This window comes from Helicobacter pylori (genome assembly GCF_003637685.1).
Taxonomy (GTDB): Bacteria; Campylobacterota; Campylobacteria; order Campylobacterales; family Helicobacteraceae; genus Helicobacter; species Helicobacter pylori_CJ.
In genome coordinates this window covers 227,535-249,466 of the sequence record NZ_MVWW01000001.1, presented here as the reverse complement: position 1 = coordinate 249,466, position 21,932 = coordinate 227,535, and the positions used below count along the sequence as shown (strand labels likewise).

Annotated in this window: 14 protein-coding genes and 5 pseudogenes; 8 read left to right on the top strand and 11 right to left on the bottom strand. The window is 38.1% G+C overall.

Features of this window, described 5'->3' with window-relative positions; translation table 11 throughout:
* Positions 1-43: 43 nt before the first annotated feature.
* From EAL44_RS01215 to EAL44_RS01165, 11 genes and pseudogenes are all read right to left on the bottom strand, one after another.
* Positions 44-2,457 (bottom strand): annotated as a pseudogene (locus EAL44_RS01215) (FtsK/SpoIIIE domain-containing protein).
* Entirely contained in the window at positions 2,450-2,797 is a 348-nt protein-coding gene (locus EAL44_RS01210; RefSeq protein ID WP_121073821.1) for a hypothetical protein, read from the bottom strand. Before EAL44_RS01210 ends, EAL44_RS01215 begins: the two are co-directional and overlap by 8 nt.
* Before the next feature lies 1 nt (position 2,798).
* Positions 2,799-3,224: an SMI1/KNR4 family protein gene (locus tag EAL44_RS01205; RefSeq protein ID WP_121073818.1), complete on the bottom strand. Its 426-nt coding sequence runs from the start codon at positions 3,222-3,224 to the stop codon at positions 2,799-2,801.
* A pseudogene (locus EAL44_RS01200) lies at positions 3,194-4,598 on the bottom strand (HNH endonuclease). Before EAL44_RS01200 ends, EAL44_RS01205 begins: the two are co-directional and overlap by 31 nt.
* Positions 4,599-4,607: 9 nt before the next feature.
* Positions 4,608-4,853, bottom strand: a complete 246-nt coding sequence (locus EAL44_RS01195; protein ID WP_121073815.1) for a type VII secretion protein — start codon at positions 4,851-4,853, stop codon at positions 4,608-4,610.
* A gap of 32 nt (positions 4,854-4,885) precedes the next feature.
* Positions 4,886-5,455, bottom strand: a complete 570-nt coding sequence (locus EAL44_RS01190; RefSeq protein WP_121073812.1) for a hypothetical protein — start codon at positions 5,453-5,455, stop codon at positions 4,886-4,888.
* Positions 5,452-7,878 carry a hypothetical protein gene (locus EAL44_RS01185; RefSeq protein WP_121073810.1) on the bottom strand — a complete coding sequence of 809 codons (2,427 nt, stop codon included), beginning with the start codon at positions 7,876-7,878 and terminating at the stop codon, positions 5,452-5,454. Before EAL44_RS01185 ends, EAL44_RS01190 begins: the two co-directional genes overlap by 4 nt.
* A 10-nt stretch (positions 7,879-7,888) precedes the next feature.
* Positions 7,889-8,362 carry a hypothetical protein gene (locus tag EAL44_RS01180; protein ID WP_162970309.1) on the bottom strand — a complete coding sequence of 158 codons (474 nt, stop codon included), beginning with the start codon at positions 8,360-8,362 and terminating at the stop codon, positions 7,889-7,891.
* A complete protein-coding gene (locus tag EAL44_RS01175; protein ID WP_121073807.1) occupies positions 8,352-9,089 on the bottom strand; it encodes a coiled-coil domain-containing protein in 738 nt (245 codons plus the stop codon). The genes EAL44_RS01180 and EAL44_RS01175 overlap by 11 nt, the downstream gene beginning before the upstream one ends.
* Positions 9,090-9,959: a hypothetical protein gene (locus tag EAL44_RS01170; protein WP_240448858.1), complete on the bottom strand. Its 870-nt coding sequence runs from the start codon at positions 9,957-9,959 to the stop codon at positions 9,090-9,092.
* Between the two features lie 726 nt (positions 9,960-10,685).
* Positions 10,686-10,889 (bottom strand): hypothetical protein, encoded by a 204-nt coding sequence (locus EAL44_RS01165; protein WP_121073804.1) that lies wholly within the window; start codon positions 10,887-10,889, stop codon positions 10,686-10,688.
* Between the two features lie 321 nt (positions 10,890-11,210).
* Here EAL44_RS01165 and EAL44_RS01160 point away from each other — a divergent pair, with 321 nt between their 5' ends.
* From EAL44_RS01160 to EAL44_RS01120, 8 genes and pseudogenes are all read left to right on the top strand, one after another.
* A complete protein-coding gene (locus EAL44_RS01160) occupies positions 11,211-14,768 on the top strand; it encodes a bifunctional proline dehydrogenase/L-glutamate gamma-semialdehyde dehydrogenase (RefSeq protein WP_121073801.1) in 3,558 nt (1,185 codons plus the stop codon).
* A gap of 26 nt (positions 14,769-14,794) precedes the next feature.
* Positions 14,795-16,285 (top strand): sodium/proline symporter PutP, encoded by a 1,491-nt coding sequence (gene putP / locus EAL44_RS01155; RefSeq protein WP_121073798.1) that lies wholly within the window; start codon positions 14,795-14,797, stop codon positions 16,283-16,285.
* 199 nt (positions 16,286-16,484) lie between these two features.
* Positions 16,485-16,577, top strand: a pseudogene (locus tag EAL44_RS08095) (type II DNA modification enzyme (methyltransferase)); the annotation flags it as partial.
* Between the two features lie 134 nt (positions 16,578-16,711).
* A pseudogene (locus EAL44_RS01145) lies at positions 16,712-17,495 on the top strand (restriction endonuclease).
* Positions 17,496-17,504: 9 nt separating this feature from the next.
* A pseudogene (locus EAL44_RS01140) lies at positions 17,505-18,535 on the top strand (site-specific DNA-methyltransferase).
* Between the two features lie 357 nt (positions 18,536-18,892).
* Positions 18,893-20,128: an HNH endonuclease gene (locus EAL44_RS01130; RefSeq protein WP_121073791.1), complete on the top strand. Its 1,236-nt coding sequence runs from the start codon at positions 18,893-18,895 to the stop codon at positions 20,126-20,128.
* A complete protein-coding gene (locus EAL44_RS01125; protein WP_121073788.1) occupies positions 20,125-21,192 on the top strand; it encodes a DNA cytosine methyltransferase in 1,068 nt (355 codons plus the stop codon). Before EAL44_RS01130 ends, EAL44_RS01125 begins: the two co-directional genes overlap by 4 nt.
* Complete coding sequence (locus tag EAL44_RS01120) at positions 21,189-21,887, top strand: DNA-methyltransferase (protein ID WP_121073785.1); 699 nt, start codon at positions 21,189-21,191, stop codon at positions 21,885-21,887. The genes EAL44_RS01125 and EAL44_RS01120 overlap by 4 nt, the downstream gene beginning before the upstream one ends.
* Positions 21,888-21,932 lie beyond the last annotated feature (45 nt).

The window sequence follows — 21,932 nt, the reverse complement described above, 5'->3', positions numbered from 1 at the left end:
TCTTTTTTTAGCTCTCTTTTTTTAGCTCCCCCCTTTTTTGTCCCTATAAGCTGAAAGGCCTGAATTCAGTGTGGCTGTCTTTGGAAAGCTCTATGAAGAGCGCGTTGAATTCGCTTGGTAAAGGTAAACCGCTTTTGAGAGCGTTTAAGTTTTCCCTATTGCACTTAAAGGCTAGGCATTGCTTGAAGTGGTGGTTTAACAACTCTTTTAACTTGTCAAGATGGTAATTAGCTTTAATTTGCCTGTAGTCATGCGCAAAAATGACGCAATACTGCTCGTTGTCGGTGGCTTTTTCTAAAAACGATTTTAATTTTTCCACCGCTACTTTGTCGTGCCATTCTTTCGCTTCGTTGAGATTGTCTATCACAAGCACGCTGTTAGGATTCATAGCGGTGTCTAAAACGCTTAAAATATTTTCTACAGGCGTGATGCCGTATTCTTTTGGCGCGTCAAAAAACCTTATCAAGCGTTTTTCTTTATTACAGAAGATCAATTCTTTGTTCGCGCTTTTGATGTTTTGGAATAAGAGTTTCATTAAAGCGATGCGAGCATCTAAATCTTGGCTCACCACCAACAAATGCGATTCGTTGTTTTCAAACTCCACTATCAAGTCCTTTTGCTCATAATCCACTTCTTTGCCCAGATGCAAACGCATTTCATTAGCCTTAAGGGTGTTGGGTATTTTTAAGGCCGTTTCGCCATTATAGATTTTACGCTCTATGGGCGCGAGATTTCTTTGATTAAATTCTTCATGGATTTTTTTGATAAACGCTGTGAAATCATCAGGGGCTTTAGGGATACTCATCTTGGTGTGGAATTTTTGATGCCCTCCGTTGTTGTTGAAAATGGCTTCTGGTTTTTGAATCTCACAAGCCGCATCATTGTCTAAAATTTTAGCACTGTCGTCTGCATCCATAGGCAAAGCGATGCGGTTGGCGATTTGAGCCTTAATGCTACTATCAATTTCACCGCCGCGCATGGTCTGAGTGGCTAAAACTAGATGCACCCCATAGCTACGGCCCTTTTTAAGCAGAGTGTTTAAATACCGCTCCACGCTCCCTTTGGATTTATCGCTAAAAAGCACCTGAAATTCATCAATCACGACAATCAATCTGGGCATTTTTTCATGCTTTCGGTAATCGCTTAAATCTTTCACCTTAAACTGCTTGAACAGCTCGGATCTTTTTGTCATTTCATCACAAAGCCATTTCAAGAAAGTGATACCATAAGGGACCGAACTCGCCACGCTCACCAACCTCGCATGCTCTAAAATCGGATCTGTGTATGCGTTAAATTCCACCCCCTCTTTATAGTCTAACAAAAAGAGTTGGACTTCATCGGGATCGTAGTAGAAAGCTAGATTTTGAATCAACACATGCAAGAAATTGGATTTCCCGCTCCCGCTGTGGTCGCAAATGAGCGTGTGGTTTTGTTCTTTACCGATTTTAAAACACACTTCCGTATGGTTAATATCCCACCCCACCGGCACGCTCACTTCATACTGAGAGCTTTTAGTCCAAAATTCTTTGTCTCTTTGTAAGTCTTTCAACTCCCTTTTAACTTCTTTTTTTTGCCTATAATACGCTTTGATTTTATCAGCGAAGTCTTGCATGTGCTGGGATTTAATCCCTTGATCGTTGATGATTTCTACATTAAGATATTTTAAGCGCTCAAAACTTGTCGTATCTTTAAAAAACTCCGCATGTTTTTTCAGAACTTCTGCGGATTGATTGTTTTTTTCGCTCTCTAGATTGACAAAGCTCAAAACCCCATTTTTAGAGCCAAAACGCATGATCTTTTCCAAATAATAAAGCGCGTTTTGACTCAAAGCATCTACCCCGCTTAAAAAAGCGCTTTTAAAGGCAAGGGATCTGTGGCGTCTTCATTATAGTGCACAAAATCTCTAAAACCGGCTAATTTTTCTTGCAAATTAACCTTTAAATATTCATACAAATGCTTTAGGGCTTCTTCTATTTCCTTGCTTTCGGTTAAAATCCTTCGTTGGTAAATAAAGTCATTGTCTTTATCTAAAAGCCTTCTGGCTAGATTGAAAATACCCCCCAAGCTCAACGCATCAACCAAAATCACTTCCAGTTGCACTAAAGGCGCGCTAGAGAGTAAGCGCATGAGCATTTCTCTCAAAAACTGCCCGTCTTTTTCATGTTCTATATACAAGCTTTTAGGAGGGAAAGGATAAACTTTAGGCAATAAAAATTCCATGTTAGCGCCATTTTTGCCCCTAACATGCAACAAACCACAACTTAAAAATTTAGGGTAAGTGGTCGTTTCATTGAATTGTGGCGCGTCTGTGAATTGCGCTTGAACTTGCCTGATACTCTTTTGATATTCTTCTATTTTTAAAGTGGATGGCTTGAGAAAACTCTCTGGCTCTTTTTTAGCAACAACCTTATCTAAGGCGTCGTCTAGTTCTTTTAATAAATTACCCGCATCAATCATGTTTATCCTTAAGATATTCATCATAGCGCCTCCTAGCTTCTCTTTCATGCTCTTTGGCTTCACGCATAAGCTTATCGATTTCGCTTGGTGAATGGAAATTCATATCAATTTGCTTCTCCAAATACTTGGCTTCTTCAATTTGCTCGTTGATTTTTCTTCTTTGGTATTGAGTGTCTTGCTCTAAATTTTCTAAGTCATGCACGATTTTTAGCATCTCCTCTAGCACCTCATCCTTGAGTTTCTGCCCCAAATCATCTTGCATGGCGTTTTCTGTGAAATCATCGCAAATCTTTCTTAATTTATTGGTGCAACCCTCCAAAAAAACTTTATGAGAAAACATTTTAACCCCTTGATTCCAGTTTTTTTAAAAACATATTAAGATTTAATAGCGCTTTTTTTGAGCCATCATCAGTGTCTAAAAACAGCACCACATCAGTGCTCGTATTCAAAAGATAATACCCCCCATACCCGTCATTAGCGAAGATAATTTCTTCAGGCTCTAACCATTCTTTTAAGCTCTGCATGAAATCAATAAATAAGCCCTTGCCCTCTAAATTGAAGTTCAAAACATGCTTGAATGTGTAGGATTCATTGCCCACCATGAAAGAACGCCATTGGCTAAAGCCATAATTTGATCGCTTGATAAAGTCCTTAAACGCATCGCTCAAGCCTATTTTCAATCTCTCTTCTAACCCGTTCAACGCATTCTCATTGAGCGGCTCTACAAATTCCCAATTCAGTTCTGTGTTTGTAGGAATTTCTCCCATAGTTTGTATCCTTTCGTGTGTTTCACGCCTAATAATAACTCTTCTCTCACCAACACCACATTCCCTAAAACATTCGCGTCAAAATGCCATAAATAGCCCCTAGGAATGAATCCTTTTGCGATCTGTTCCAACTCTGCCGCATCAAAGCCCAGATCCTCATTCTTAAGTGCAGCTTCTAAAGCCTTTAGGGCATGATGAGCGCATGCGGTTTTACTCCAATCTTCTAAAGGCACAATGACGCTAAAAACGCTATCAAACTCCGCTAAACGCAAATCATTGAATCTGACCTCATCAGGGTAAGGGTTTTGCTCATCTACAATAAAGCCCTCTTTTTCTTTTTCTAAAAACTCGCCATAACCCAACGCTTGGCACTTATAGTTTTCATACTGCTCTAAAATGGGCGCTATTTTTTGGCTCAAATTTTCTGTAGCGCGCTCTAACTCTGTTTCTAAATTATCAAAAGCTTCATTGATAGCGTTTGAATCGTTGAGAGATTCTTTGATTTTTTCTGCAAAATCTTCTAAAGCTTTCTTACAATTTTTAACGCAACGCTTTTTGGCTAGAGTCAAGCTCTCATCATAAGAAGGCACGCCTAAAACGCTTGGCATCAAATCCTCTAAACTCTTTTCAAATTCTTGTTCTCTAAAAGCTATCATGCGATCTAATTCCTCGTTAGACAAAGCGTTATGATGGATCTTATCTTTCAAATCAGCGTATAAAGAAGCGAAATTTTCTCTCAAATCTTTCAAGCGCTCATCAAAAACGCTTTTTTTAGGGCTATAAGAGAAAGTAGGCCGTTCAAAATCGTATTCCATTAAAACGCCTGGGGTTTGGAAGGTTGTATTCATTATCTATCGCATCGCTCGCTTGTTTCAAACGCTTGATAAATTCCTGGTGTTTATCAACATAAAAGTGCAACATCTTTTTAACGCTCTCCCAAGCCCCCTCCACAAGCTCCACGCTCGCTTTGGCTTGAGTGGAGTAGATTTCAAGCATTCGTTCTAACAGCTCCACATTCCTTTTGCGTTTTTCTGTGTCTTCTTTCATACGCCTTAAAACTATTTCAGCGGCTGCAATGGCTACCGCAGCAGCTATTCTAGCAGGAGGCCAAATCCACGAGACGACAGAAGCACCTTGCAAGACTCTTAAAGCAACTTTAGCGTCATCTTCATTGCTTTTGGCTTTTCTTAATTCTTCTATGGCTTTTTGCAATTGCATTTCAATTTTTCTGCGTTCTACCAGGATTCCTCGCGCATAACTATCAAGGTCTTTGATAAATGGACTGCATTTTTCTTCTTGCAAGGATCTTTTAAATTCCCTGCATTTTTCAACAACCTTTTTGACTTCTTCTGTGTCCGTTTTCCATTCAGCCATAAACCACCCCTAATAATCTTGCTCTAAAACCCTAATCCTCTCTTTAAGCCATGCGATTTGCTCTTGCACGGCTTCATCAAATTCATTGAAAGTGCTTTTCAAATTATCCAGCACCTCGCTAAATTTATTCCTCCTAGCGTCTTGCCATGATTCTAAATTATGGAAATGGCCATTCAAGCTATTCACTTCCTCGTTTAGCAACTCTTTAAAGCGTTCTAAATGCCCTACAAATCCTCTGACCTCTTCGGTATCCATATTTGCACTCTGCTCATCGGTTGTCCTTTCTTTTAAAAATTTTCTTCATTAGAATCAGGCTTTTTATCGCCGCTGATTCTAATGCTCCCACCCCCATAGCTAGGGGGTGTTGTGGGGCGAACCTCTAGCGTTTCGCCTCTTTCTCTTTTGTATTTTTCTTGCTGGCTTTGGTGGTATGTTTTCATGCTGTCTATCACGATTGTTTTGTGGGTGCTCCCTAAATCAGCGTTGGTGAGCAATTTTTGAGCGCCATTACCCAAGCTGTTAGAACGCTTGTCTTCTATCTTAAGAGACAAATTCAAGCCCTTAAAATTCTCCAAAGCCTCCACTAACGCTACCACAAGCTTCCTGTCCCAAATGGAATTTTTCAAATCTTTACACAAGGAAAAAACCTCGCTTGGAAACTGGTAGTCATACAAAAACAAAAGGTCTAAATTCTCTAAAAATTCCAGATTGCAACGCTCTTTAAAACTTCTCAAAAAGCCCTCTTTTAACGGCGCAAAGCCTTCCGTGATAGGGATTATCCCCTTGTCTTTGGCGCATTTAAACACCATAATGCTTTTTTCAATCACGACAAACGCGTAAGCGTTCTTAGTCATCATAGTTTTTCTGCCTCGCTTTCATAGATCAATTGGCCGTCTTTAAACAGCCCCACTTTAATGCTTTGGGAATCCACGCAGCACACCTTCACATCCACTTCTTCATGCTCTTCTAGCGCTACGGAAATCATTTGCGTGTCTTTAATGTTTAGAGTGTTGGTGTTGGCTAGGGCTTTGTCGCTGTAGCGTATCTCTAGCTCATCAAAGCCTCCCCATTCCTCTTTAGTTTGGAAAATCTGGTATTCATTAGGCTTTAAAGAATCCCTATGGATTTTAGCGTGGAATTTCCCCTCTATCTCAATGCCTAAATCGTATTTAAACACAGGATTGGAGCTTATAGAGGGCATTTCAATCCCTTTAGCCTTGTCCCTGCTTTCTAAAAGCCCAAAAGCCACCCCGGTTTTACAAGTGAGCTTCAAATAAGCGGGCGTGTTAGAAACATCTTCTCCTGTAAGCTCTAAAATCTGTTTGTCTGAGGCTTCTGTGCCTAGCGGCTCGTAAATGATGAATGCAAAATCATCTTTAGAGGTCTTTTGCTGGTAATCTTTAAGCTGCTTTTCTTTGGCGTTTTCAAACGCTTGTTTGACTAACACTGAACGGCTCGCATTCCCGCCTAAGAAAATATGAAACGCCCGACACTCATCATCAATGTTTTCAGCCATCACTTTAGAAAATCCGGCAAAGAAGTTGGCAACGCTTTCGTTGATCTTGTCTTTTAGGAGGTTTAAAAGCTCTTTGCAATCAACTTTAAGAACGCAGTCTGCTTCTACCCCATTCCTATCAAACAGCTGGGCTTTAAAATCCTTTTCAAAATCCTTTATCTCAAACTCTTCATTTTCTTCTATCGCTTCTATAATATCAGCGTCTAGATTTTCTAAAAAAGGGCGTAATTTAGAAGCGATCGTTTGCAAATTCAAGCGCGCTTCCCTAGAATTTTGCATAAACGATCCAAAGCGTTGCGTATCGATCCTGTCATAGTTGGGCTTAGCGATGACAATGTCTTTTGCTTTCAGCTCTTGGAAATTTTTGGCATACACTTCAAAAGCCAGCAATTCCAATAAGTTTTCACCGCCTAAATATTTATCCCCTCCGCTGCTAAAATGCGTCATTTTGTAAAGGAATTTAGGGCTGGCGCTTTTTTCCCATTTGCCAAAGTTAAAATCCGTCGTCCCGCCCCCAAAATCAAACACCCCGTAATAAACGGGCTTGTCTAATTTTGCTGTTTTATCAAACCCGTAGCTTTTTAAAGCGCTAAGGGCATACGCGCAAGGCTCGCTCGCTTTTAATTCCACTTTGAACCTTTTAGCCGTTTTTTCATCGTCAAAAACATGCCTAGGTAAGGATTTTTTCAAGCCTCTTTCAAAACTCTCTCTGATTTTTTCAGCCTGATGCTTTTCATACTTGATGGGGTAGGATAAAAAGTATTTCAAAAACACGCCATTTTCCATGTTGTTGATGCAGCGGCCGATGCAGTAAGCATAAATTTCTATGGGGTTAAAATCCGTGCAATTAGTGAAACTTTCTAAAGAAAAATCCTCTATGAGATCCCTAAAATTCTGTTTTTCATCCGCTCCAGCCCATTGCTTCAATTTAGAAAAAAACCGATACAAATGATTCCCTTCAATGCCTGTAGTGTTCTTTTGGGCTTCATGCGCCACTTCTATATCGTTCTTTTCTGTGAAAGGGCGGTGATCTAGCGCGTTGTATTCTGTAATAAATTTTTCTTTATGTCTAAACTCCATGATCGTAGGGTTTTCAAACTTGGTTGGGCTTGTGTCATCTACTAGCCCGCCAATAGAGAGCAAGCGGTATTCTCCGTTCTTATCCATATAGCTTGCGGTCGTGCTTTTAGTCCCAAAGTCAATAGCGACAACGCCCTTGTTTAAGTCTTTCAAGCTTGAGCGCACATAGAAGTTCATTTCTTTTTTGTCGCCGTCTATAGGCAAATTATCAAACCTAAAGGTTACGCTTTCTTTAGGCGCGCTAGGCACCTCTAAATCCCAATGCCCTCCATCTAAATCAAGCAATTGGCTTTGGCTATAGCTCTTAAGGCCTACCGCTATATTATCCACATTGAGCATCAACTCTTTAAATTTTTCAAAATCCACATCCACATCGCTAACAGAAACGATCTCTAAGGTTTTTTCTATTTTTTCATTAGTGATCTTTTTATCTTGCGCTAAATCCTCTATGAATTTTTGATTTTCATCAGAAAGATACCTTAAAGAAGTCTCATTATTGACGATCGCAAAAAGCACCCGCAACGCTTTTTTAAACTTGGTCTGATCTTCTTTTGACACTTCTTCTTTGAAATTGACTCCACTTTTTTCATTGAATGCGGCTTTATTGTTTAAAGACAGCTCGCACAGCTTCTCTACTAAGGGGTGGCCAAGAGGCAGTCTTAAACTTTGTAGGGGTTTTACCATGATATTTCCTTTATTGTGGTTTTTGTGGTTGCAATGTGAAGAGTTGCTCTTTCAAGCCATCAACCTTCTCTTTGAGGGCGATATTCTCTTCTTCTAATTTTTGGTTTTGGCGTTTTAAATCCTGGTTTGCACTCGCTAAACGCCTGTTGTGTAAGTCCAGATCGCTTTTTTCTTGGTGCGATGCTTTAAGCTCATATCTTTCTATGGCTAGCGCTTTGATTTTTTCAGCTAATTCGGTGTTTTCTGCTGTTAGCTTTTGATTTTTTTCAGTCAGCTCGGCTTTTTCATTTTTTAGAATGGTGTTTTCATGAGTCAGCCCGGCTTTTTCATTTTTTAAAACTTGCTGAGATTGTTCTAACTCATGCATTTGCTTTTGTGATGCATTAAGCTGATCGTTTAGATAATCTCTTTCTGCGGTTAGCTTTCTACTTCTTGTAATTAACCTTTCTCTATCTTTTAACAATTCAGTTTTTTCATCTGACATTACCAGCCTCCTCTTTGAGTTTTATATTCTCTTCTTCTAATTTTCGGTTTTGGCGTTTTAAATCCTGGTTTGCACTCGCTAAACGCCTGTTGTGTAAGTCCAGATCGCTTTTGGCTTCCATACCTTCTAAGCTCTTCAAGCGCGCGATTTCTCGCTCCAGCTCGGTTTTTTCTTTGGCTGTTTTTTCTTTAGCTTGCGCTAATTGAGCGTTAGAGTTTTCTAAAGCTTGCCGTAATTGGTTGTTAGTGTTTTCCAAACTTTTTTGAGCGCTTTCTAACTTTTTGAGCTTGTCGGTTAGGTGTTGGTTTTCTTTTTCTAAATTAGCGCATGATTTTTCTAAAAACCCCCGCTCTTCTTGCAATCGCGCTCGCTCTTGTTTGAGGCTGCCCTGCTCTTTATTGAGTGCGATAACTTGGTGGTTGAGCTTGTCATTTTCGGTTTTCAATTCGGCGGTTTTTTCAGTCAGCGTGGCGTTTTTATGGGTTAGCTCGGTGTTTTCTTTAGTGAGCTTTTCTTTATCTTGCCATAATTGATCGTTAGAGTTTTCTAACCCGCTGATTTTTACAGATAAATTTTCGTTTTTTCTTAACCATTCGGTGTTTTCGTCGATTAGAACGGCTTTTTCTATTAACAACTTGGCATTTTCATTTTCTAACTCACCGATGCGGGCTTCTAATTCTTCTCTGATTGGAGAGAAGCCAAACCATTTTTCAATGAGCCTTCCCATTTATGATCCCATATCCACGATAGTGTAACATGCTATTTTTTTGTCGTATGTGTAGCCTCTTAAGACCACTCTTTGCATCTTTTGAGAAGTGTTTTGCTCTGGGTATAGCTTTTTGCATGAATGGTCATAAGCGCTTGGCTCTTTCAAACGCTCAAATTTACTATCCTTGATGTATTCAAAAAGCAAATCAAACAATTCAGCTAATTTCTCGCCCTTATCGCTCCTCTTATCGCTTAATTCTTGGCTCGCTCTGTTATAAAGGCTTTCTAAATAGTATTTGCTATCGCTAAGAACAGATGCGATCAAATCCATTGCGCTGTGAGTGGTTGCTACAAAACTAAAATTCAAGCGATCTTTGACTTCCAAAAAGACTTCATAGAGTTTTTCTAATTTTTTGTATGAAGCGTATTTTTGCTCTAGCTCGTTTAGTTTTTGACTCGTTTGTTCGGCTTGGTTTTTTGCTGTTGATAACTCTGTAGTTAGGTTTTCTTTTTCTTTAGTTAGATTTTTACTTTCTCTTTCTAGCCTTTCTTTTTCTGTGGATAACCCGGTGATCTTATTCGTTAGCTCTGTTTTTTCTGCTGTCAGTTTTTGATGTTTTTCAGTCAGATCGGCTTTTTCTGCTGTCAGTTTTTGATTTTCTTTTGATAACTCTTCGTTTCCATTTTTTAAAGCTTGATAAGATTGTTCTAACTCTTTCACTTGTTTTTGTGATGCGTTAAGCTGATCGTTTAGGTTTTCTTTTTCTTTAGTTAGATTTTTACTTTCTCTTTCTAGCCTTTCTTTTTCTGTGGATAACCCGGTGATCTTATTCGTTAGCTCTGTTTTTTCATTTTGTAAAACTTGCTGAGATTGTTCTAACGCTTTCACTTGCTTTTGTGATGCGATAAGCTGATTGTTTAGATTGTTTTTTTCTGTGGTTAGATTTTGATTTTTTTCAATCAGTTCTGCTTTATCTTTAGCTAAATTGTCTTTTTCTGTTTTCAGATCTGTTTTTTCTTTAGTTAGATTTTCTTTATCTGCGGTCAGTGCTTTAATTTTTTCAGCTAGCTCGGTGTTTTCTTTAGCTAGATTATCTTTTTCGTTAGTTAGCCTTTGATTTGTTTCAATCAGTGTTTTATTTTGGTCAGCTAGCTTATCTTTTTCTCTAGTTAGATCTGTTTTATCTCTATTTAGTGCGGTGTTTTCTTCTTGGACTTTTTTAAGCTCTTCCTCTTTTTCTTGAGCGTCTTTTGGGTTTTCTTGGGTGTCGTTAGAGGATTTTCCAAGCGAAAAGAAAGAGCCTATAAGATGAGAGATTTTTCTAAGGGGTTCAAAGTCTTCTAATTTAAGATCTTCTAATTTTTTAATGCGATCTTTGAGATCTGTAATAGATTTTAAAAGCTCTTCATTATTGGGGGGGTGGAAGCAGTGGGATTTGAAATATTTGGTTTTTCTATTTTCTCATTATTCGTATTTTCTACAATATGAGCACCACTCATAAGAATATCTCCTTTTTCATACTTATATCAGTGTTAAAAAGATTGTTATTGTAATTTGAGAAAACTTAAAATGAGCTTTATTTCCTCCCCCTTTTGCCCCCTCTAAACAAACCCCTTAGATGCCCATTTGGTGCTGATCAGAAGAGTAGGGGTCAAAAAAGCCCTTAGGCATGTATTGCGCTTCTTTTTTGGTAGAAGCGTCTTTTGAAGAATGGTCTTTAGGGAGACAAGCGAAACGCTGAGTATCAAAGCTAGAACAACCGCTCAATAACAACGCACCGAGTGTGCCAATCATAATACCATTTTTAATTGTTTTCATTTTATATCCTTTGTTTTGTAAAATTTTTTATAAATCCGTTTAATTTAAAATCGTTTCGTTCAATGGTTTTAAATTACACGATGCGAATATTATAATTTATTATTAAACGAAAAGTAAATGAAGCTAAAAACAATACAAATTATCACTCAAATTCTTATCATTGTGTAAAAATGCGTGATAAACTCAAAAAGGTTGGAATGAGAATTAATTACCACTAGAACAAAATTTAAAATTAAAAAACATTACCAATAAATGAGACTTAAAGCCACCAGCTTAAAACATGCTACAATCAAGCCAAATTCTTAAATAAAAGGTAAGCTCATGCAAAAAATCATTGACGATTCATTAGAATTAGCTAAAAAACTGCAAGATAGTATCAGTAGTCATTTGAGCGATCAAGAAAAAGCGTTCCACTCTAAAATGCAAAAGCTTTTAAACAACCCTGAAAACAAAGTCATGCTCATAGAGCTTATGGATCGGAGTTTTAGATGCCTAGACAATAAAGCCCGCTTTGAAATGATTGAGCATGTTTTAGACAAATACAAAAGCCGTGAGATTTTTTCTTCGTTTGAAAAATGGCTTTTAATGGGGTTTTTAAGCTTTGGGAAAATGCTCCCTGATATGAGCGTGCCTTTCTTTGTCAATAAAATCAGAAGCGACACAAAAGCGATGGTTTTAGAGCAAGAAGAGAGCCAATTGAAGGAGCGGATTTTAAAAAGAAAAAATGAAAAAATCATTTTGAATGTGAATTTTATCGGCGAGGAAGTTTTAGGCGAAGAAGAAGCTAATGCGCGTTTTGAAAAATACTCTCAAGCCTTAAAATCCAACTACATCCAATACATTTCCATTAAAATCACGACGATTTTTTCTCAAATCAATATCCTTGATTTTGAATACTCTAAAAAAGAGATTGTCAAACGCTTAGACGCTCTTTATGCTTTAGCTTTAGAAGAAGAAAAAAAGCAAGGCATGCCTAAATTCATCAACTTGGATATGGAGGAATTTAGGGATTTAGAGCTTACGGTGGAATCGTTTATGGAATCTATCGCCAAATTTGATTTGAACGCCGGTATTGTGTTGCAAGCTTATATCCCTGATTCTTATGAGTATTTGAAAAAACTGCACGCTTTTTCTAAAGAAAGGGTTTTAAAAGGGGTAAAGCCCATTAAAATCCGCTTTGTTAAGGGAGCGAACATGGAAAGCGAAGAGACTATCGCTTCTATGAAAGATTGGGCGTTACCCACATTTTCTAGTAAGCAAGACACCGATTCTAATTACAATAAAATGCTGGATTTTGTTTTAGAGGGCGACAATTATAAATACATTCATATTGGTGCAGCGAGCCATAACATTTTTGAAATCGCTTATGTTTATACGCGCATCCATGCCCTTAATGACCCTATTGTGTTGGAGCATTTTAGTTTTGAAATGCTAGAGGGCATGAGCTTGCAAGCGAGCCAGGAATTAAAAGAGATGCACAAACTCATTCTTTATGCACCGGTGTGTGATGAAGCGCATTTTAACAATGCGATCGCTTACTTGGTGAGGAGGCTAGATGAAAACACCTCAAGCGATAATTTCATGAAAGCTTTCTTCAACCTCAAAGTAGGCACGAGCGAATGGAAAGACCAAGAACAACGCTTTTTAAACAGCCTTAAAGGAATCGCCACTTTAGACAATACCACCCACAGGACCCAAGATAGAAACGCCAAACAAACCGGGCATACCACCTACCCCAACCACTCCTTTAAAAACGAAAGCGATACCGATTTTATTTTAAAAGCCAACCGAGAGTGGGCTAAAAAAGTACGCGAGAAAATGCATAACGCTCCTATTTTAGAGCTTTACCCAGAAATGGATGGGAGGTTTGAAGATCCTAATTTAACCCCTTTAGAAGTCTTTGATAAAATCCATCATAAAAAAATCGCCAGCGTGCATTTAGCGGATAAGGAAGCGATTTTAAAAGCCCTAGAAGTGGCTAAAAGCGATAAGAGTCATTTCAGCCAAAAAAGCTTTACAGAAATCCATGCCTTATTGAGTCAAACCGCCCAGCTTTTTAGAGAAAGGAGAGGCGAATTAATAGGGATTTCGGCTTTAGAAGTGGGTAAGACTTTCGCTGAAACGGACGCTGAAGTGAGCGAAGCCATTGACTTTTTAGAGTTTTACCCTTATAGCTTAAGGGTGTTGCAAGAGCAAAACACAAAAACCCAATTCACCCCTAAAGGCGTGGGCGTGGTCATTGCCCCATGGAATTTCCCTGTGGGCATTTCTGTAGGCACTATCGCCGCCCCCCTAGCCGCTGGCAATCGGGTGATTTACAAGCCCTCAAGTTTGTCTAGCGTAACGGGTTATAAGCTTTGTGAGTGCTTTTGGGATGCGGGCGTGCCTAGAGATGCGCTCATTTACTTGCCCTCTAAAGGGAGTGATATTAGCGAGCATCTTTTAAAAGATGAAAGCATTAGGTTTGCCATTTTAACAGGGGGCGAAGACACCGCTTATAAAATGCTAGAGGCTAACCCCACTTTAGCCTTGAGCGCTGAAACGGGCGGTAAAAACGCCACCATTGTGAGCAAAATGGCAGACAGAGACCAAGCGATTAAAAATGTTATCCATTCAGCTTTTAGCAATTCGGGGCAAAAATGCTCTGCCACTTCGCTTTTAGTGTTAGAAAAAGAAGTCTATGAAGATGAGAACTTCAAAAAGACTTTGATAGATGCGACCCTAAGCCTTAGCGTGGGCGATCCTTTTGATTTCAAAAACAAAATCGGCACTCTAGCGGACAAGCCTAATGAAAAAGTCATCAAAGCCATAGATGAATTGAAAAGCTATGAAAATTACGAAATCCCGGCAAGCTTTGTGAATGATAACCCCTATTTGATGAAACCAAGCATCAAATACGGCACTAAAAAAGGCGATTTCACGCACCAAACTGAGCTTTTTACGCCCATTTTATCCGTGATGAAAGCGCAAGATTTAGACGAAGCGATAGAAATAGTCAATTCTACCGGTTACGGGCTGACTAGCGCGTTAGAGTCTTTAGACGAAAGGGAGTGGGAATATTATTTAGATCGCATTGAAGCCGGTAATATCTATATCAACAAACCCACCACAGGAGCGATCGTTTTGCGCCAGCCTTTTGGGGGGATTAAAAAATCCGCTGTGGGGTTTGGGAGGAAAGTGGGCATTTTTAACTATATCACGCAATTTGTGAATATCCATCAAGATGAAGAAGATGAACACGCCCTAAAAAATCCCTTAAGCGAAGCCTTAGAAAACTTAACTCAAAAAGGCTATGACGAACACACGCATGAGTTGAAACGCGCGATTTTTATGGCAAAGAGCTACGCCTATCATTATAAACATGAATTCAGCCAAACTAAAGACTATGTCAAAATCAGAGGCGAAGACAACCTCTTTTCCTACACTAAGGTTAAAAGCGTGGGCTATCGCATCACCGAAAAGGACACTTTAAGCGATATGTTAGGCGTGGCTCTAGCGTGTTTAATTTCTCAAATCCCTTTAACGCTCAGCATAGAAAACGAGCGAACGAACAAGGATTTAACCTTTTTTTTAGAATGCTTAAAAGCGCTCCGAGCAAACGCCCCTATTATTTATGAAAGCTTGCAAGCTTTTAGCGAAAAATTGCATGCTTTCAATCGTATCCGCTATTTAAAAAGCGGTTTGGATTTATTGCACAAGCAAGCGAGCGCTTTAGGGATGGTTTTAGCCACGGCCAAACCATGCTTGAACGGGCGTTTTGAATTGCTGTATTACCACTTAGAGCGATCGGTTAGCATTTCTTACCATCGTTATGGGAATTTAGGCTCAAGGGTTTTAAGGCAACCCACTTGCCACAAATCATGCTGTGCTGAAAAATAAATATTGTATTAAATAAGGAGATCAAAATGGGACATGTTGTTTTAAGCACCCCTATTGTTACGATGTTTGTCGCTTATTCGCTGTTAATGCTCTATATTGGTTTTTATTTTTACAAGCAAAATGAAACGACTGAAGATTATTTCTTAGGCGATCGCTCTATGGGCCCTGTGATTAGTGCTTTGAGCGCGGGGGCGAGCGATATGAGCGGGTGGCTTTTAATGGGATTACCGGGAGCTTTATATATGGGGGGGCTTATCAATTCACACATCGCCATAGGATTGAGTTTGGGAGCGCTCATTAACTGGGTTTTTGTGGCCAAACGCTTACGCATTTATACGAGCGTGATCGCTAATTCCATTACCATTTCAGATTATTTTGAAACGCGCTTTAGCGATGATAAACACATCTTGCGCTTGATTTCAGCTTTTGTGATTTTGATCTTTTTTATTTTTTACATTTCTTCAGGGCTTGTGAGTGGGGCCAAACTCTTTGAAGCGACCTTTGGCATCCAATACAACTACGCTTTAAGCATTGGCACGCTGATCATTGTCTCTTACACCTTTTTAGGAGGGTATAAGGCGGTGTGCTGGACGGATTTGATTCAAGGGCTTTTGATGATGAGCGCTTTAATCGTGGTGCCGATCGTTATGATAATCCATCTTGGCGGGATTGGAGAGGGGATTAAAATCATTAGAGAAATCAAGCCTGAAAACCTTTCTTTCTTGCAAGGCTCTAGCGTAGTCGCCATTATTTCAAGCCTTGCTTGGGGCTTGGGCTATTTTGGGCAACCTCATATTTTAGTGCGCTTCATGTCTATCCGCTCCATTAAAGATGTGCCTAAAGCGACCACTATTGGGATTTCTTGGATGGTTATTTCTTTGATTGGGGCATGCGTTATGGGGCTTTTAGGCGTTGCGTATGTGCATAAATTTGATTTGAGCTTAGAAGACCCTGAAAAGATTTTCATTGTGATGAGTCAATTGCTCTTTAACCCTTGGATCACAGGCATTTTATTGAGCGCGATTTTAGCGGCGGTGATGAGCACAGCCAGTTCGCAACTGCTTGTAAGCTCTTCTACCATTGCTGAAGATTTCTATGCGACAATTTTTAACAAAAACGCCCCGCAAAAACTAGTGATGGTTATTTCTAGGCTTTCGGTTTTAGGGGTGGCTTGCATCGCTTTTTTCATTTCAACGGATAAAAACGCTAGCATCCTTAGCATCGTGAGTTACGCATGGGCTGGCTTTGGCGCGAGTTTTGGCTCTGTGATTTTGTTCTCGCTTTTTTGGTCAAGAATGACGCGCGTTGGCGCGATTGCTGGCATGCTCTCTGGGGCTAGCACGGTGATTTTATACGATAAATTTGGCAAAAGCTTTTTGGATATTTATGAAATCGTCCCGGGCTTTATTGCAGCGAGCATAGCTATTGTTGTGTTTAGTTTGTTTTCTAGCGTGCGGGCAGGCACTAAAGAGGCTTTTGAAACCATGCTTAAAGAAATTGAGAGCTTGAGGCATTAAGACGCTTCAAATGAGCTTGGTTTAATCCCTAAAACCCCTATGCCCTTTAATCAAACCTTAACCTATATTTCTTTATTTTCTGGGGCTAGGGCAAAATTTGAGTGGCGATACTCTATGATGAGATAATCAATTCTAAAACCTTTAAACCAAAACTAATGAGCGCTATTTTATAATCCTTTTAAAAAATGAAAGGTTATTGTTGCTTGTTTCTCACTTTTTAAATGACAATATTGACCCTTTTAATTTGGGAGTGTTGTTGAGCCGTTTCCAAATTAAAAATGATCGTATTTATTTGATAAAATAGCGAAATTTAACAACTTATTTTTCAATCAAAAACACTTCTTATCCTAAAATTGTTTTTAGAAATTTAAGCAATATTTTTGTTACAATCCATGCAGTGAAACTATTTTCAAAAAGGTTAAATTGGTGAATTATTGGACAAAGCTAAGCATAGAATACGCTAATCAACGCTCCTATTTGGATGACTTGTTTCAAGTATATCCTACAATTCCAGAAGGTTTGAGAGAGATTGATTCAAAAATTTGGTCTAATGTTGAATATCATTTTAAACGAAAAGACAATTTAGCCTTAATAACTGAATTGCTTAATTTAGATTTATTCCCTATTAAAGATAGTTATATGGCTTATTTAAAACGGGATAAAAGTGCCTTAGAACGCAATCCAAGAACAATCAATCGTATTTGTGGGAGATTGTATGAAATGGGGCTTAATAAAAATTTTTGAAAAATGCAGTGAACCAAAGGAAACAAACCGCCAAATCGGTCCTATGTTTAAAGATTGGATCAATAATAAATCTTTAGGTGTTGAGCCTGTAGATTTAAATGATTTTATAGCGAATGAAAACGATGCCATTTTAAGAGCAAGCGATAATATCATGGCAGAATTTGCCAAATCTCATTTAAATTATCACCATCATAAAGAGCTAGACTTTGTGGCAAGGTTTAACAAAAAGTATATTATTGGCGAAGCCAAATTTTTAACTGATTTTGGAGGACACCAAAACGCTCAATTCAACGACGCTATTAACACAATTGAAACGCCCAACATCAAAGCAATTAAAGTAGCTATTTTAGATGGCGTATTATATATTGAAAGCAATAATAAAATGCGTAAATTGCTAGATACTACTTCTAGAAACTATCATATTATGAGTGCGTTAGTGTTACGAGAATTTTTATATCAAATTTAAATGAGAGAAATGCAAAACTTATTAATACAAGCAGAAAATACAATCGCTCTACTTTTTTTATTGAATGATAAAAACCTAAAAGGAAGAATAGATTTAATATATATTGACCCTCCATTTGCTACAAACAATCATTTTACTATCACAAATGGTAGAGCAACCACAATCAGTAATTCCAAGAATGGTGATATTGCTTATAGCGACAAAGTAGTGGGTATGGATTTTATAGAATTTTTAAAGCAACGCTTGGTATTGCTTAAAGAATTACTTTCAGAACAAGGCTCTATCTATGTGCATACAGATTATAAGATAGGACATTATGTTAAGGTAATGTTAGATGAAATATTTGGCATACAAAACTTTAGAAATGAAATCACACGCATAAAGTGCAATCCTAAAAATTTTAAAAGAATGGGCTATGGCAACATAAAAGATATGATTTTATTTTACTCTAAAGGAAAAAATCCCATTTTTAACGAACCTAAGATCCCTTATACGCCACAAGATTTAGAAAAACGATTCCCTAAAATTGACAAAGATAAAAGGCGTTACACTACCGTTCCAATACATGCTCCAGGAGAAGTGGAAAATGGCGAATGTTCCAAAGCATTTAAAGGTATGCTGCCTCCAAAAGGGCGGCATTGGCGCACTGATATTGCCACACTTGAGCGTTGGGACAAAGAAGGTTTGATTGAATACTCTAACAATAATAACCCTAGAAAAAAATTTATGCCTTAGAGCAAGTTGGCAAAAGAGTCCAAGACATCTGGGAATTTAAAGACCCACAATATCCAAGCTACCCTACAGAAAAAAACGCTCAATTATTAGATTTAATCATTAAAACCTCTTCTAATAAAGATAGTATTGTTTTAGATTGCTTTTGTGGTTCTGGAACAACCTTAAAATCTGCGTTTTTATTGCAACGAAAATTTATAGGCATTGATAATTCCGATTTAGCTATCCAAGCTTGCAAAAACAAGCTTGAAACAATAACAAAAGACTTGTTTGTTTCTCAAAATTTTTATGATTTCCTTGTTTTTTAAAATTGTATTGGGTCAGGATAACTCCAATAAAGCTTGATACAAGTTTTCTTTATACCTAAATTTGTGTTCTTTTAAATGGAGTCAAAAAACTCACATGTTAATTGATATGATTTATTCTTTTGCAAACCTATTTTTAAATGCTAAAGCCCTACGATGTGTTTAAAAATTTAAATGACACTCCCAAGAAATCCAATTATGCGCTTATTCAATATCGTAAGTCTTTTAACTTAAAACTCTTTGATGAGAGCTTAGATTGAGATTCTTTTAAATCATGCTCTGTTAGCAGTATGATAAAACCTTTAAACAAAAACTAATGAGCGTTATTTTATAATCCTTTTAAAAAATGAAAGGTTGTTGTTGCTTGTTTCTCGCTTTTTAAATGACAATATTGACCCCTTTAATTTAGGGGTGTTGTTGAGCCGTTTTCAAATTAAAAATGGTTGTATTTATGGGGTGTGCTCTTATAGGGCTTCAAAATTTATCCCTGACTATGAAGAAAGCAAAGCACAGGTTTTAAACGCTCTCAATACTTTAAGCGTGCATCCAATTTGGCGATTCAATCAAGAAAGCATTACAAAAATCAAAGGAACTTTTGTTTTTATTTTAGAAAACGACTTGCATTTAGACGAAAACTCTTTTTATAAGAAACTTTTAAACTCGCTCATAGACAACGACTTTTTTAACCGTTCTAATTTAATGAATTTAATGACCCCCAATCAAAAACGCTTTTTGAGCGGCTTTTTTGAAAGCAGGGGCAGCATTGATACGCAACGGAATTTTTTAACTTTAGATTACTTCTTTCATAGCCCTTTAGAGTTTAAAAAATTCCATTATTTAATCGATTTTTTCAATATCCCTAGCGAAGCGCTGAATTTCAACTTTAGGGAATTACAACCTGAACACGCACAAGGCATTCACCAACGCAACGCTCAATTCAGGATTTATTTGGATTGGTATTTATACCATATCGGTCTGTTTAACCCCTATAAAGCGCGAATCGCTCATCATGTTTTTAAAACTACCCTTATTTATGATGGTATTTATCATAAATTAAGCTACCCGCCAACAACAAAGTATCATGGTAATGGCTTTACAGAACGCGCTCATTTTTATTTGAAGAATGTTTATCAACAAGATTTAGATGATAAAAGCATTGAAAAATTAAGGGAGCAGTTAGGATTCATTCAAAAGAGCGAGGAATTTAAACGAGATAGCAAAATCATCAATTTTTACCGTATTTCAACGCCTAATGTTTGCAACGCATGCTGCGGTGATTACGACATTAAAGAAAGAAGTTTCATTTCTTTACCTTTATACAAAATCACTCAAAAATCTGATTCCTACTACACTGAAACACACCATGCGGTTTCTTTAGGCAAAAACCAAGAATTAGATGTTTTAGAAAACCTCACTAAACTTTGCCCTACTTGTCATAGGGCTTTAAAAAAGGGAGCTAGCGCAGAAGGGTTTCAAAAACGCTTGATTGGAAAGATTTTAAAACGCAATAAAGACAATTTAGAGTTTGCGCAATTGCGTTTTGAAACCGATGATCTTCCAACGCTTATTGATAGAGTTTATGAAAGCTTGAAATGAATTATAAAATTTTAGATTTATTTTGTGGGGCTGGGGGTTTTAGCGCTGGGTTAGAGCGTTTAAAGGAGTTTGACGCTTTAATAGGGCTAGACTGCGATAAACAAGCCCTAATTACTTTTGAAAACAACCATAAAAACGCTATAGGTGTTTGTGGGGACATCACTCAAGCTGAAATTAAAGAAAAAGTCATCAAACTGGCTAAAAAATTAAAAATCAACATGATCATTGGCGGGCTTCCCTGTCAAGGCTTTTCTAATAAAGGGAAAAATTTAGGGCTAAAAGACCCTAGGAATTTTTTATTCTTAGGATATATAGAAATCGTCAAAGCCATAAAGCCAGAAATTTTTATCATTGAAAACGTGAAAAACTTAATCTCTTGCGCTAAAGGCTATTTTTTAGAAGAAATCAAAGAAAGGTTGAACGCTTTAGGGTATCAATTGAGCTATCAAATCCTAAACGCTAAAGATTATGGCGTACCTCAAAACAGAGAGAGGGCTTTTATTGTGGGGGCTAGTCGTTTTAGTTTTGATTTCAATCTTTTAGAGCCTTCTCAAAGCGTGAGCGTTCAAGAGGCCATAAGCGATTTAGCTTATCTTCATTCTAATGAGGGGGCGTTTGAGAGCGACTATTTAAACCCTATCCAATCCAATTATCAAGCTTTAATGCGAAAAGATAGCCCTAAATTATACAACCACCAAGCCACCAACCACTCGCAAGCCGCTTTAGAGAAATTAAAGCTCATCAATAAAGAGCAAGGCAAAGAATGCTTGCCCAAAAACTTGCATGGCAAACAGCAATTCAAAAGCACATGGGGGCGCTTAAATTGGAATAAAATCAGCCCCACCATAGACACACGCTTTGACACGCCAAGCAATGGCACCAACTCCCACCCTGAATTGCACCGCTCTATCACGCCCAGAGAAGCCGCCAGGATACAAAGTTTTAGCGATAATTATATTTTTTATGGCAATAAAACGAGCGTTTGCAAGCAAATCGGTAACGCTGTGCCTTCTCTTCTAGCCCTAGCCTTAGGCAAAGCGATCTTAAAAAGCTTAAGAAAATGATACAAATTTATCATGCGGACGCTTTTGAAATCATCAAAGATTTTTACCAGCAAAATTTAAAAGTGGATGCGATCATCACAGACCCTCCTTACAACATTTCGGTTAAAAACAATTTTTCCACCCTAAAGAGCGCTAAAAGGCAAGGCATAGATTTTGGGGAATGGGATAAAAATTTCAAGCTTTTAGAATGGATCGCGCGCTACGCCCCATTAGTCAATCCAAACGGCTGCATGGTGATTTTTTGCTCTTACAGGTTTATAAGCTATATCGCTGATTTTTTAGAAGACAACGGCTTTGTAGTCAAAGACTTTATCCAATGGGTTAAAACTAATCCCATGCCAAGAAACATCCACCGGCGCTATGTCCAAGACACGGAATTTGCCCTGTGGGCGGTTAAAAAGAAAGCCAAATGGGTGTTTAACAAACCCAAAAATGAAAAATATTTACGGCCCTTGATCTTAAAAAGCCCTGTGGTGAGCGGTCTTGAAAGAGTCAAACACCCCACGCAAAAAAGCCTAGCCTTAATGGAAAAAATCATTTCCATCCACACAAACCCCAATGACATCGTGCTAGATCCTTTCATGGGGAGCGGCACCACCGGCTTAGCGTGCAAGAATTTAAAGCGAAACTTTATCGGTATAGAATCAGAAAAAGAATATTTTCAAACCGCACAAAAGCGTTTGAATTTGTTTTAAAAACGCAATGAGATTGTGTTATAGTTATTTAAAAGGATATTTTTA

What these genes read in the sequence shown, in the direction of transcription:
- EAL44_RS01195 (WP_121073815.1), bottom strand. Translation starts at nt 4,853, where the DNA reads ATGGATACCGAAGAGGTCAGAGGATTTGTAGGGCATTTAGAACGCTTT.
- EAL44_RS01125 (WP_121073788.1), top strand. Translation starts at nt 20,125, where the DNA reads ATGAATTATAAAATTTTAGATTTATTTTGTGGGGCTGGGGGTTTTAGC.
- EAL44_RS01190 (WP_121073812.1), bottom strand. Translation starts at nt 5,455, where the DNA reads ATGATGACTAAGAACGCTTACGCGTTTGTCGTGATTGAAAAAAGCATT.
- EAL44_RS01210 (WP_121073821.1), bottom strand. Translation starts at nt 2,797, where the DNA reads ATGTTTTCTCATAAAGTTTTTTTGGAGGGTTGCACCAATAAATTAAGA.
- EAL44_RS01160 (WP_121073801.1), top strand. Translation starts at nt 11,211, where the DNA reads ATGCAAAAAATCATTGACGATTCATTAGAATTAGCTAAAAAACTGCAA.
- EAL44_RS01120 (WP_121073785.1), top strand. Translation starts at nt 21,189, where the DNA reads ATGATACAAATTTATCATGCGGACGCTTTTGAAATCATCAAAGATTTT.
- EAL44_RS01180 (WP_162970309.1), bottom strand. Translation starts at nt 8,362, where the DNA reads ATGTCAGATGAAAAAACTGAATTGTTAAAAGATAGAGAAAGGTTAATT.
- putP (WP_121073798.1), top strand. Translation starts at nt 14,795, where the DNA reads ATGGGACATGTTGTTTTAAGCACCCCTATTGTTACGATGTTTGTCGCT.
- EAL44_RS01205 (WP_121073818.1), bottom strand. Translation starts at nt 3,224, where the DNA reads ATGGGAGAAATTCCTACAAACACAGAACTGAATTGGGAATTTGTAGAG.
- EAL44_RS01175 (WP_121073807.1), bottom strand. Translation starts at nt 9,089, where the DNA reads ATGGGAAGGCTCATTGAAAAATGGTTTGGCTTCTCTCCAATCAGAGAA.
- EAL44_RS01165 (WP_121073804.1), bottom strand. Translation starts at nt 10,889, where the DNA reads ATGAAAACAATTAAAAATGGTATTATGATTGGCACACTCGGTGCGTTG.
- EAL44_RS01185 (WP_121073810.1), bottom strand. Translation starts at nt 7,878, where the DNA reads ATGGTAAAACCCCTACAAAGTTTAAGACTGCCTCTTGGCCACCCCTTA.